At 67.2% G+C, this 12,420-nt stretch carries 12 protein-coding genes; 9 read left to right on the forward strand and 3 right to left on the reverse strand.

Annotation, left to right across the window (positions count from 1 at the left end; genetic code table 11):
• Positions 1-48 precede the first annotated feature (48 nt).
• Genes ABID81_RS09230 through ABID81_RS09245 form a run of 4 tightly spaced genes read left to right on the forward strand, consistent with a single transcriptional unit; the run spans position 49 to position 3,650 of the window.
• Positions 49-1,500: an MFS transporter gene (locus tag ABID81_RS09230; RefSeq protein ID WP_354594505.1), complete on the forward strand. Its 1,452-nt coding sequence runs from the start codon at positions 49-51 to the stop codon at positions 1,498-1,500.
• Positions 1,501-1,504: 4 nt separating this feature from the next.
• Positions 1,505-2,416 carry an FAD:protein FMN transferase gene (locus ABID81_RS09235; protein ID WP_354594506.1) on the forward strand — a complete coding sequence of 304 codons (912 nt, stop codon included), beginning with the start codon at positions 1,505-1,507 and terminating at the stop codon, positions 2,414-2,416.
• A 14-nt stretch (positions 2,417-2,430) separates the two neighbouring features.
• Positions 2,431-3,192: an SDR family oxidoreductase gene (locus ABID81_RS09240; protein WP_354594507.1), complete on the forward strand. Its 762-nt coding sequence runs from the start codon at positions 2,431-2,433 to the stop codon at positions 3,190-3,192.
• Entirely contained in the window at positions 3,189-3,650 is a 462-nt protein-coding gene (locus tag ABID81_RS09245) for a hypothetical protein (RefSeq protein ID WP_354594508.1), read from the forward strand. Before ABID81_RS09240 ends, ABID81_RS09245 begins: the two co-directional genes overlap by 4 nt.
• A 75-nt stretch (positions 3,651-3,725) precedes the next feature.
• Here the strand turns inward: ABID81_RS09245 and ABID81_RS09250 are convergent, their stop codons facing one another.
• Positions 3,726-4,742, reverse strand: a complete 1,017-nt coding sequence (locus tag ABID81_RS09250; RefSeq protein ID WP_354594509.1) for an aldo/keto reductase — start codon at positions 4,740-4,742, stop codon at positions 3,726-3,728.
• Between the two features lie 166 nt (positions 4,743-4,908).
• On the opposite strand from ABID81_RS09250, the gene ABID81_RS09255 reads away from it, so the two are divergent.
• On the forward strand, positions 4,909-5,313 hold the full coding sequence (locus ABID81_RS09255; RefSeq protein WP_354594510.1) for a cupin domain-containing protein: 405 nt from the start codon (positions 4,909-4,911) through the stop codon (positions 5,311-5,313).
• Positions 5,310-6,080 carry a carboxymuconolactone decarboxylase family protein gene (locus ABID81_RS09260; RefSeq protein ID WP_354594511.1) on the forward strand — a complete coding sequence of 257 codons (771 nt, stop codon included), beginning with the start codon at positions 5,310-5,312 and terminating at the stop codon, positions 6,078-6,080. Before ABID81_RS09255 ends, ABID81_RS09260 begins: the two co-directional genes overlap by 4 nt.
• Positions 6,081-6,143: 63 nt before the next feature.
• Here the strand turns inward: ABID81_RS09260 and ABID81_RS09265 are convergent, their stop codons facing one another.
• Positions 6,144-7,178: a zinc-binding dehydrogenase gene (locus tag ABID81_RS09265; RefSeq protein ID WP_354594512.1), complete on the reverse strand. Its 1,035-nt coding sequence runs from the start codon at positions 7,176-7,178 to the stop codon at positions 6,144-6,146.
• A gap of 165 nt (positions 7,179-7,343) precedes the next feature.
• Positions 7,344-8,930 carry a Na+/H+ antiporter gene (locus ABID81_RS09270; RefSeq protein WP_354594513.1) on the reverse strand — a complete coding sequence of 529 codons (1,587 nt, stop codon included), beginning with the start codon at positions 8,928-8,930 and terminating at the stop codon, positions 7,344-7,346.
• 152 nt (positions 8,931-9,082) lie between these two features.
• On the opposite strand from ABID81_RS09270, the gene ABID81_RS09275 reads away from it, so the two are divergent.
• The 3 genes from ABID81_RS09275 (at position 9,083) to ABID81_RS09285 (ending at position 11,515) form a co-directional block, all read left to right on the forward strand.
• A complete protein-coding gene (locus tag ABID81_RS09275; RefSeq protein WP_354594514.1) occupies positions 9,083-9,973 on the forward strand; it encodes a helix-turn-helix transcriptional regulator in 891 nt (296 codons plus the stop codon).
• Positions 9,974-10,395: 422 nt separating this feature from the next.
• Entirely contained in the window at positions 10,396-10,845 is a 450-nt protein-coding gene (locus ABID81_RS09280) for a DUF4279 domain-containing protein (protein WP_354594515.1), read from the forward strand.
• 214 nt (positions 10,846-11,059) lie between these two features.
• Positions 11,060-11,515 carry a hypothetical protein gene (locus ABID81_RS09285; protein ID WP_354594516.1) on the forward strand — a complete coding sequence of 152 codons (456 nt, stop codon included), beginning with the start codon at positions 11,060-11,062 and terminating at the stop codon, positions 11,513-11,515.
• The last annotated feature ends 905 nt before the right edge of the window (positions 11,516-12,420 follow it).

The raw sequence follows: 12,420 nt of genomic DNA on the forward strand, positions 1-12,420 counted from the left end.
TCACGGCAGCAACTCCCGCGTCGACCGCCGTCGGCACAGGATCAGATCATGACCGATCTCCAGGACGCACCCCGCACCGGCACGACCCCCACCACCCCGGTGGTGCACCGGACCGCGATCCTTGCGATCATCCTGGTCACGTATTTCATGATCATCCTCGACAACTCGATCATCTTCACCGGGCTGCCGTCGATCCAGGCCACCATGGACTTCTCCCCTACCGGCCTGACGTGGGTGCAGGACGCCTACACGCTCGTCTTCGGCGGGCTCCTCCTGCTCGGCGCCCGGGCCGGCGACATCGTCGGCCGGCGCCGCCTGTTCATCATCGGCCTGGTCATCTTCTCGGTCGCGTCGCTCCTCGTCGGTGCAGCTCCTTCCGGCGCCGTCATGGTCGCCGCGCGGGCCCTGCAGGGCGTGGGTGCCGCGATCCTCGCACCGCTGTCGTTGTCGCTCCTCACCGCGACCTTCTCCGAAGGCCGTGAACGCAGCCGTGCCGTCGCGCTCTACGCCGCAGTTGCTGGCATCGGCGCGAGCGCCGGCATGGTCGTCGGCGGCGTCCTCGCCGACCTCATCTCGTGGCGAGCCGGGTTCTTCCTCAACTTGCCCATCGGCGCCGTCATGATCGTCCTTGCCGTCCGGTACCTGATCGAGCTGCCCCGGGTCCGCGGCCGCTTCGACGTCGTCGGCGCGGTGACTGCGACCCTCGGCGTCGGCGCCCTCATCTTTGGCATCATCAGCTCCTCCGAGGTCGGCTGGGCGTCACCACGGACGCTCATCTCCCTCGCCGTCGGCGTGCTCCTGCTCGTGGCCCTGGTTATGAACGAGCGCCGCGTGGAACAGCCGATCATGCCGCTGCGACTGTTCGCCAGCCGTGCCCGGTCCGGTGCGTACGCGATCCGGTTCCTGTACCTCGGCGCCATGATGGGGTTCTTCTTCTTCACCACCCAGTTTCTGCAGGAGGTGTTCGGCTGGAGCCCCCTCCAGGCAGGGCTCGGGTTCCTGCCGATGACGATCGTCAACTTCGCCGTCGCGCTCTCGGTCCCGCGCCTTCTCGACCGTCTCCACTCCGTGGTGGTGCTCGGCGCCGGCGTCGCCGTGACCTTCGCCGGCATGCTGTGGCTCAGCCGTGTCGACCAGGGCGACTCGTTCGTCACGGGCGTCGCTCTACCGATGGTGCTCATCGGCCTGGGTCAGGGGCTCGCCTTCGCACCGTTGACGAGCTACGCCCTCGTCGGCATCACCGGTGCTGATGCCGGCGCCGCCTCCGGTCTGCTGAACACGTTCCACCAGCTGGGCAGCTCGCTCGGCCTCGCCGTCCTCGTCGCCGTCGGCACGAGCGCCGCCGCAGGCGGAACGGACCCCGTCGGGGTCCTCAGCCAGCGGGTCGAGGTCGCCCTGACGGGGTCGAGCGTAATGATCGCGCTCGCGTTCCTCGTCGTCGTCCTCGTGGTCCTCCCCGGCGATCTCGCCCAGAAGCGCGCAGGCAGCAGCCGGGCCTGACGCCGTGAGCACGTTCACCTTCGATGGCATCGGCACGAGCTGGGACATCGTGACCGACCTCCCGCTCGACGCGCGCCTGCGTGCACTCGTGCTCGACAGGGTCGAGGCCTTCGACATCACCTGGTCGAGGTTCCGGGAGGACTCGCTCGTCACGCGGCTCGCGCAGGGCGGCCCGGTCACGTTCCCCGACGAGGCACGAGCGCTCTTCGACCTCTACGACGCGCTCTCCAACGCGACGGGAGGTGCCGTCGATCCTCTTGTCGGTCGAGACCTCGAGTTGCTGGGGTACGACGCTGACTACAGCCTCGTACCCGCCTCGAGGGAAGCCCGTGAGGCACATCGGGCGCAGGGACGGCCCCTCTGGAAAGACCTGGTCCACCGAGACGGCACCACCGTCACCAGCAGCGACCCCGTCCTCCTCGACGTCGGGGCAGCAGGGAAGGGCTTGCTCGTCGACATCCTCGGTCAGCTGCTGCACGACGAGGGCGTCGAGTCGAACCTCGTCGACGGCAGCGGCGACATGAGACGACGCGGCAGCGGCACCGACCGGATCGGCCTCGAGCATCCCCTCGTACCCAAACGGGTGATCGGCGTCGTCGAGCTCCGCGACGGCATCGCGCTCTGTGCGTCGTCGACGACGAGACGGGCCTGGGGACCAGGCCTGCACCACGTCCTCGACGGGCGAACCGGATGGCCGGTCCGAGGCGTCCTCGCGACCTGGGTCACGGCCGATGACTGCCGCACGGCTGACGGTCTCACCACAGCCCTGTTCACCACGCCCGCGTCGCGTCTGGCCAAGGACTTTGACTTCGCGTCGGTTCTCATGACCGTCGACGGCGAGGTCGAGACCTGGGGCGACCTCCCCGGCGAGCTCTTCTCGGACCATCCCACCCACACGACCCGAACCCACTCCTGAGAGCAGAGGAACACATGCCCACCACCACTCCCCTCACCGTCCTTGCCGTCGGTGCGACCGGCAGCGTCGGCCGCCACGTCGTCGCCGAAGCCGTCCGCCAGGGCCACACCACCCGTGCCCTGGTCCGCGACGCCTCCCGCGCCTCCCGCCTCGATCCGTCGGCCGAGACCGTCGTCGGGTCCCTCACGAGCGTCGATGATCTCCGCCGCGCCCTCGACGGCGTCGACGCGGTCGTCTTCACCCAGGGTGCCGCCTACGGCAGCTCGGACGCCGAAGCCGTCGACTACGGGGCCGTCGCGAACGTGCTCCGCGCCCTCGACGGCCGCCCCGTGCGCATCGCGCTCATGACCGCGATCGGCGTCACCCGCCGAGCAACGACCCACGATTGGAAGCGCCGCAGCGAACGCCTCGTGCGCGCCAGCGGCAACGCCTACACGATCGTGCGGCCCGGCTGGTTCGACTACAACGACGACGACCAGCTGCAGAACGTCTTCCTCCAGGGCGACACCCGTCACGCCGGCAACTCCTCGGACGGTGTTATCGCCAGAGCGCAGATCGCCCGCGTCCTCGTCGACAGCCTCACCAGTGACGCCGCCGACCACACCACCTTCGAGCTCGTCGCCGAGCGCGGCCCCGCGCAGACGGACCTCGACCCCGTCTTCGCTGCCCTGGACCACGACGGCACCATCGACGGGGTCCGCGACCAGCAGAACCTGCCCGTCGACGCCGAGCCGGCGTCCGTGCAGGCCGACCTCCGCGACCTCGCCCGCTCATGACGCCCAAAACGACTGCAGCGCGCCTGATCGCCGGATCGATCGCAGCCGCGACGGCAACTGTCGTCCTTGCAGGGTGCTCGTCGTCCGATAGGGAGCCCGCACGAGCGACGAGCACGACCTCGTCGCCGCGCAGCGCCGAAGCCTCCGACCAGGCGGCACCGAACAGCTCCTATCGTGACGGGACCTTCGAGGCCACTGGTTGGTACGGCGGGCTCCCTTCGCACCACGACGTCACACTGACGATCACCGACGACCTGATCACCGACGTCACGATCTCGACGCCAGCTGAGGACCCGACGTCACTGGAGTACCAGCAGGCCTTCGCCGCCGCACTCCCCGACGAGGTCATCGGTCGCCACGTCGACGAGGTGCAGATCGACCGCCTCGCCGGTGCCAGCGGTTGCCCCGACGGCTTCATGGACGCGCTCGAGCAGATCAAGGCCGAGGCCGCCATCTGACCTGCTCTGTCGATCTCACGACGACGGCCGCCACCCTCTCGGGCGGCGGCCGTCGTCAGCTGGGAAGTCGTGCGCTCAGCGCCTCCGAGCTGCCACCGCGAGCTCGCTCGTGCCGTAGCTGTCGTCGTCGGGGTTGAGGGTGACGCCCGGGGCAACGATCTCGTCGATGCGGTCGAGCACGTCGTCGCTCAGGACGACGTCGGCCGCGGGCAGCTGCGACTCGAGCTGCTCCATCGTGCGCGGCCCGATGATCGCCGAGGTGACGCCCGGGTGCCGGATCACGAACCCGATCGCCAGCTCGATCATCGTCAGCCCCGCCTCATCGGCGAGGTCGGTGAGCGCAGCGAGGGCCTCGAGCTTCTGCCCGTTGGCCGCGGTCGTCATGTCGAAGCGGGCGCCGGGGCGAGCCGAGGAGGCGGGGGTCGGCGCCTTCCCGTCGCGCCACTTCCCCGAGAGCCAGCCGCCCGCGAGCGGGCTGTACGTCAGCGTCCCCATGCCGTAGCGCTGGGTGGTGGGAAGCACGTCGGACTCGATGCCGCGGACGAGCATCGAGTACGGCGGCTGCTCAGTGACGAAGCGCTCCAGGTGGCGGTCTCGGGAGACGACCTGCGCCTCCACGATCTCGCTGGCCGCGTACGACGACGAGCCGACGTAGAGGACCTTGCCCTGGCGGACCAGGTCGGTGAGGGCACCGAGGGTCTCCTCGACGTCGGTCGTGGGGCTCGGACGGTGCACCTGGTAGAGGTCGATGTGGTCGGTGCCGAGGCGGCGGAGCGACTCCTCAACCTCGCGGACGATCCAGCGGCGCGACCCGCCCGAGCGGTTGACGCCCTCGCCCATGGGCATGAAGAACTTCGTGGCGAGCACGACGTCGTCGCGGCGGCCCTGGATCGCCTTGCCGACGATCTCCTCCGAGCGGCCAGCGGAGTAGACGTCGGCGGTGTCGACGAAGTTGATGCCGGCGTCGAGCGCGCGGTTGATGATGCGGACCGAGTCGTCCTCGTCGTCGTTGCCCCAAGGGCCGAACATCATGGTGCCGAGGGCGAGCGGGCTGACCTGCACTCCCGTGCGGCCCAGCAGACGGTGTTCCATCATTCCTCCTTGTGTCGTTCCTCCCATGCTGCGCCTCAGCCGTCGGCACTCACGGGTACTGGTGGACCCTCTCAGGGCCGGTATCTGCGTCGTAGCGTCGAGAGTGCGGCTCACGACGCTGCGACCCACCGCGCCTCGTGACAGCCGCCGAGACGAGGAGGACGACATGCAGATCGAACCCAACAAGCCGACGGTGAAGAATCCCCCGGAGCAGTTCGCCGGAGACGTGTGGCTGGACGCCATCGCCGCCCCGCACACCGACGACCAGCGGATGACCGTCGCCCTGGTCCGCTTCGCACCCGGAGCGCGCACCGCCTGGCACTCCCACGCCCGCGGCCAGTACCTCCGGGTCACATCCGGCATCGCCCGGTTCGGCGACCGGGCCGGGAACATCCACGAAGTCCACCCCGGGCAGACCATCTACACACCCCCCGGCGAGGAGCACTTCCACGCCGCCGGTGGTGACGGGTTCATGGAGCACATCGCCATGATCGAAGCCGGCGACGACCCCGCCAGCACGACCACGTGGCTCGAGCACGTCTCCGACGCTGACCTCGAGGGCCGGGCATGAGCCGGACACCTGGTGCTGACGCGAGAGCCGAGCACGATGTGCTCTTCCCTAGTCGCACGTCGGATCTCGCCCGCACGGACCCGGAGTTCGTGGCGTTCTTCGACGACTTCGCCTTCGACGAGACCCTACGGGCCGTCACGGGCGACCTCCCCCGGCCCGAACGGCTGATGTACCAGCTCGGTGCTGTCATCGCAGTGGGCGCCGTGACTGAGTACCGGGTGATACTCGGAGCTGCTCTCGACAACGGTGTGACGCCCATCCAGGTGAAGGAGATCGTCTACCAGGCGACCGCCTACGTCGGCATCGCCAGGGTCATCGACTTCCTCCACGCCACCAACGAGCTGCTCACCGAGCGGGGCGTCGCCCTGCCGCTTGAAGGCCAGTCGTCGACCACGCCCGAGACGCGCAACACCGACGGCCTGGCGAAACAGAAGGAGATCGTCGGGGACGACACCGTCGACGGGATGTACGCCAACGCTCCCGCAGACGCCCGACGGTTCCAGGGGTTCCTGTCGGGAAACTGCTTCGGTGACTACTACACACGTGGTGGTCTCGACGTGCGTCAGCGCGAACTGCTGACGTTCTCCGTCCTGGTCGCCCTGGGTGGCGCCGACGGACAGGTGAAGGGGCACGTGAAGGCGAACGTGAACGTCGGCAACACCCGGGCGCAGCTGCTTGATGTCCTCACCGTGCTGCTGCCGTTCGTCGGGTACCCGAGGACACTCAACGGTCTCACGGCCGTGAACGAGGTCTCCCCGCCCGAGTGACCCGGAGCGGCGAAGGAGGCGCGGTGTCGGTCTTACCGACACCGCGCCTCCTTCATGTCGTTACTACGGGCGGACGAGCACCTTCAGCGCTTCCCGGTCCGCCATGGCCTGGTAGCCAGCGGGCACACCGTCGAGGTCGACGGTGTGGTCGAACACCTTGCCAGGCTCGATGGTGCCGTCGAGCACGAGGGGCAGCAGCTCGTCGATGTAGGCCCGGGCGGGCGCGACGCCGCCGGTGAGGGTGACGTTTCGCATGAAGGGTCCGAAGCCAAAGGGCACGTCGGTGAACTGCGGGGCACCGACACGGCTGATGACGCCACCGTCGCGGACGATCTCGAATGCCGTCTCGAGAGCGGGCTTGAGGCCGACAGCTTCGAGCACGACGTGGACGCCGTCGCCGTCGGTGAGCTCCTTGACCTTCGCGATCGCCTCGTCGCCACGCTCGGCGACGACGTCTGTGGCGCCGAACTCACGGCCGAGGTCGGTGCGGGACTCGTGACGGCCGAGGAGGATGATGCGCTCGGCGCCGAGGAGCTTGGCCGACAGGACGGCGGAGAGGCCGACGGCTCCATCGCCGATGACGGCGACGGTCTTCCCGGCGCTGACGCCGCCCTTCTTCGCCGCGTGGTACCCGGTCGACATGACGTCGGACAGGCTCAGCAGCGACGGGATCAGCGAGTCGTCGAAGCCTGCGGGCACGGTGACGAGGGTGCCGGAGGCCTGCGGAACGCGGACCTTCTCGCCCTGGCCGCCGTCGACGCCGTCGGAGCCCCAGTGGGCGCCGTGGCGGCAGGAGGTCTGGAGGCCCTCCTGGCAGAAGTCACAGGTGCCGTCGGAGGCTACGAAGGGCGCGATGACGAAGTCACCGACGGCGACACCGGTGACGTCGGTACCGATCTCCTCGACGATGCCGACGAACTCGTGGCCCATGCGGGCGGGCTCGCTGTCGGCGTCCTTGGAGGCGTAGGGCCAGAGGTCGCTGCCGCAGATGCAGCCGGCGACGATCTTCACGATCGCGTCGGTGGGCTGCTGGAGGGTGGGGTCGGTGACCGTTTCGACGCGGACGTCGCCGGCGCTGTACATCAGTGTTGCTCGCATTGTGGGGCCTCTCGACAGATGCTGGTGGCCGGGCAGATCGCCGGCCGTGAGTCAGGGGCAGCGGTGTCGTTGCTGCATGTCCATGCAACAGCGGTCACGTCGGCGACGACAGGGCCTGTTGTGCCCGGTACTGTCAGGACCCTGCTGCCGGGTGGCGGTCGTGCTCTACTCCGCGATCTCCTCGGGGGCCAGGCGTACTTCTTCGGCGTCGAAGTTCGCCTGGACCTGGCGGAGGACGGTGTCGTCGATGTGCCCCTCGTTGCGGAGCCGCACCACGGTTTCGCGCTTACGGTGCAGGATCTCTAGGCGCAGAGCACGGTACTGCTCGTCGCGGCGGACGTCCTCGTCGTCCTCGGCGGTGACGTCGCCGGCCTCGATGACTCGGAGGTGGGCCTCGTACTCCTCCCGGGCGCGGTCCTCGACTTCCTGGTCCACCCCGAGGTCGTGCGCCACGTCGGCCAGGGACCCCAGCGCCTCCTCGGTGGCCGTCGTCTCCGCCAGCCGTCGCTCCTCGATCACTCCGGTGTCTTCGGGGAGAGAGGCCCAGCGAACGACGGCAGGGAGGAGCAGCCCCTGGACAACGAGGGTGAGGACGATGACACCGGAAGTGACGAAGACGATCATGTCGCGGTCGGGGAAATCTGTGCCGGTCGAGAGCACGAGCGGGACGCCGAGCGCGGCGGCGAGCGACACAGCACCACGGAACCCGGACAAGCCGCTGAGGATGCGCGCGCGGTGGCTGACGCGGCGAAGCCGCTGCTCAGGCCGGCGGTCGAGCGCCCTGATCGCGTACGCCGCAGCGAACAGGAACGCGATGCGGACGGCGATGAGGGTGACGCTGATGACCAGGACGGAGACGAGGCCGCTGATGATGAGCCCGGTGTCGAGGGCGCGGACGGCGGTCTGCAGCTCGAGGCCGACGAGGACGAACAAGGAGGCGTTCAGCAGGAACGTCGACAGGCGCCAGAAAGCGTCCGACTCGCGCCGTGTCGCGGCTCTTCCACGACGAGGTGCGACCTGGCTGAGCGTGAGGCCGGCGATGACCACGGCGAGGACACCCGACGACTCGACGGACTCGGCCACGAGGTAGGCGACGAAGGGCGTGAGGATCGTGATGACGGTCTCCTGGAGGGGATCGTCGAGGCGGTTCCGTATTTTCTTCACCGCCCAGGCCAGGGCGAGGCCGATGAGGGCCCCTCCGCCGTAGGCGAGGACGACGAGCCACGAGATGCGAAGCGGCGTCGCCTCGTCCTCGCCGATGACGACGGCCACCGCGAGCCCGTAGATGACGAGGGCCGTGCCGTCGTTGACGAGGCTCTCTGCACGCAGGGTCGTGACGGTGCGCCGCGGCAGGGACTTCGTGAAGGCGCCGACGGCGGTCGCGTCGGTGGGCGCGACCGCGGCGCCGAGTACCCAGGCCGGGCCCCAGGGCATGCCGAGCAGGTGCGCGACGGTGGCGACCGCCGCTGCGGTCGCGACGACGAGCACGGTGCTGGTCAACACGATGCCGCGAAGGTTCGCCTTGATTTCTCGGAGCGAAGTCGTGAGGCTCTCCCAGAACAGCAGGGCGGGCAAGAACAGGAACAGGACGACTTCCGGTGGCAGCTGCACCTCGCGAAGGGCAGGCACGAACCCGAGCAGGATGCCGCTGGCGAGCAGCAGGATCGGCGGGGCGATGTGGAGGCGGGCGGCGAGGCCGCTACAGATGAGCACGGCGGCGCCGAGCACGACGACGATCTCAAGACCGAACACGGTTGATCCTCACGACTGAACAGGCCCGATCGGCCCGTGACGACGACACAACTCGTTCTGCACGTTGTCTGCCAGGTGCTGGTGTTGCTTGTCTGCCCGGGGGTACCAGGGGAACCTCCCTCACCGTCGTTCTGAGATCTACGCTCGACGTCATGGACGACAAGACCCAGGTGCGCGATTTCCTCGTCAGTCGGCGCGGCCGGCTCACCCCGGAGCAGGCGGGGCTTCCGGCCTACGGCGCCACCCGCCGCGTCTCCGGCCTCCGCCGAGAGGAGGTCGCCATGCTCGCTGGCGTCAGTGTCGACTACTACGTTCGCCTCGAACGGGGCAACCTGTCCGGTGTCTCGGAGAGCGTGCTCGAGGCGCTCGCCCGGGCCCTGCAGCTCGACGAGGCCGAACGAGCTCATCTGTTCGACCTCGCCCGGACGGCCAATGCCTCCCCGACCGCCCGCCGGCGGGTGACGACGCGGCGCGTCCGCCCACAGGTGCAGCAGATGCTCGACGCTCTGGGTTCTCCGGCCTGGGTCCGGAACGACCGAGGCGACTTCCTGGCCGCCAACGTCCAAGGACACGCCCTGTACTCGGAGATCTTCCGCGACCCCGTCAGGCCGGCCAACACCATCCGATTCACTTTCCTCAGCCCACGCGCCCGTGACTTCTTCGACGATTGGGAGGGCACCGCCGACTCGAGCGTTGCGATCCTCCGCGCAGCAGCTGGCCGCGACCCACACAACAAGGCCCTCTCCGACCTTGTCGGCGAGCTCGCGACCCGCAGCGAGGAATTCCGTGTCCGCTGGGCAGCCCACGAGGTCGCCTTCCACCGCACTGGCTTCAAGCGACTGCATCACCCCGTCGTCGGTGCACTCGAGCTGAACTACGAAGGAATGGAGCTCACCGCCGACGTCGGCCTCACCCTCTTTATCTACAGCGCCGAGCCCAGCTCCGTTTCAGCCGAGCGCCTCGCCTTGCTCGCTAGCTGGGCCCTGTCCGAGGATCAAGAAGCCAAGCTCGCAGCAGCTGAGGCGACCGCACAGACACCTTGAGACGACGTCTCCCGATCGTCAACCGGACGACCCGGCGGGTCAGCCAGTCTCCTGCAGCTACTGGGCCTGGAGCGTCTCGATAGACCAGTTCGGTGCCGATCTCGATGAGGGATCGGCTATCGGGACGTGCGATCGCGAACCGTGCATTACGGTCGAGCCGTGATTCTCGTCTGTTGGGCAGTCGCCATCCTTCTTGCGTTGATCGCAGTCGCGTTCGCCTTTGCCGACCGGCGTGCCGGACGAGCATTGTCTCGACGGGCGTACATCACGCTGGGCGGATCCGTCGTGGTCGCCCTGGTCGGCACTGCGTCCGTGTTCATCTGACCTAGCACCGCCGCGGGAGCCCGAACGACCATCGGTAAGCGGGCACGATCGGGTCAAAATTTCCGATCTCGGCGAAGCGTGAGTGGGACACTGCCGCAGTGATTAAGAACATCCAGGTGGAGTTAAACATCTATGGCCAGCAGGGCTCTTCGGTGCACGTGACACAGCTCTTGGGCGTCACACCGGACGAGCAGTACGAGATCGGCGATCTCAGGGGTGACGGCCCCCGCGTCTTCGACGTGTCGATATGGAACCTATTCAGCAACCGTCACGTCGACGCTATCCGCGCAGAGCACGGGCAAGACCCTTGGGGGCGTGTGCAGTGGATACTGCTACTGCTGCCGCAGAACTCGGCGACACTTTTCACCAAGCTGCGCCTCGAGGGCTACCTCATCACACTGGCCGTGTCCCTCATCACCGACCACGAAGAAACCACCTTCACAGTGCCCGCGCAGGTCTTGCAGCAAGTGGCAGCCGCTGGGCTTGATCTCGAACTGACACCCAGATCAACTAAGCACACGCAGCTCTCGTATCACGACGTCTGGTGATTCTGGCGGAGCCCAACAGGACACGTCACCACTGGCCGGCAGCCGATCGTCTATCGGGCACAAGAGACCCGTTTCCGCCACACACCGACGAAAACGATGCAATATCGTCCAGCGGAACGCCGCAGACGGCGGGTCATACCGTCCCGGCCACTGAACCGACGAAAGTGTGCGCGCACAGCGAAGCCACTCACAATACGACTGACAAGGAGCCAAAGTGAAAGCAAAGAGCTTCGTCACGGTCGTCATCGCAGGCCTGGCGCTGATTCAGACCGGATGCGCTTCGAGCGAGGCTCGCCAGGTGACGGCCATCGACAGCCGCTTCGACCAGCTCGACCTCAGCAGTCTTGGCGAGGCCAGTTGCGATTATCGGTTCCAGCCAGGACCCCTTGACCAAACGGGTAACGAGTTCAGTAGACATATCGCCCTGACGGACGAGAACCTCATTTCTGGAGCGACATCAGTCCTAGAAGAGCAGGGGTTCACGGTCGCCAACCAAAACCAGGGTCAATTTGGCGAAGTTATCCGATTCGACGGACCAGACGGAATGACCGCCGGCGTCACCACTATTCGAGCCGAGTTCGAGGGTAAAAAAATGCCCTATGACGGCTTGGAAGACTGCGATGTTCCTGCCGAAGGCCTGACGGTCGTGTCGTTGTCCCTTCCCAAGTGACCCACCTATCAAGTTCTCACACCCCTCCTTCGACGGGTGCTCTGCTGCACTGACGTATCTACGGCCCCTGCTACTAGGAGGAGGTCGGCTCGCGACACAACCGTCCGTTATGAAATGCAGAGGGCAGCTGCCAGGTCTGGGCTGTCTCGTTAGCCAATCGGCTATCGGGCCTCGCGCTCAACGGCTATGCCAAATGGTGACCCGTATTCTGTGCAGATGCGGCCACGGGCGAGACGACTGTTCGGCGGGGTGCTCTTACTCGTCTCGCTACCGCTTGGATTCGTCTCCATCGCGCTCGGGTTGACCTTTGATGGACGGGACCCACTCACCATCCAATGTTTGCGTGGGCCTTACCCCGACGAGGGAGGCCCCTTTTACGAGGCGACTCGCGTCGTAGGGGAAATTTCGCTCCTGCCACTGGGCGTCGACTGCAGTTATGACGTAGACGGCGACAACGTGGCTGCGCAGACTATTCACCACTACGACTATCCGGCGACAGCCGGCCTGATTGTAAGCGTCATGGCCTTCGGTTGTGGCGCTCTGCTCATCCTCGTCCGTGACTGATTCGAACTGTCGCCCGCTGAGCGATCGTCTACTGGGCACGGTCAGTACCCCTTGGCACCGTGGGATGCTCGTGTCATGACTGCTGGACTTGGTGCTGCCACAGCGACCATCATCGTGTTCCTCGTCATGGCAGTACGACGAAACCGACACACTCGCCAGCTCATCGATCAAGGCGACCTAGACCCCGCCGCGGCTCGAGAATCTCGTCTGCAAATTCGAGTCTTCTCAGTAGCACTCGCTCTCGCAGTCATAGCGACAATCGCGTCCGCTCTTCTCGTTTGACTGCAGACCCTGACCATGGGCTCCGCTGAGGGATCCCCTATCGGGACAGCCACGGATCG

Source organism: Frigoribacterium sp. PvP054, from assembly GCF_040547465.1.
In the GTDB taxonomy this organism is placed as follows: domain Bacteria; phylum Actinomycetota; class Actinomycetes; order Actinomycetales; family Microbacteriaceae; genus Frigoribacterium.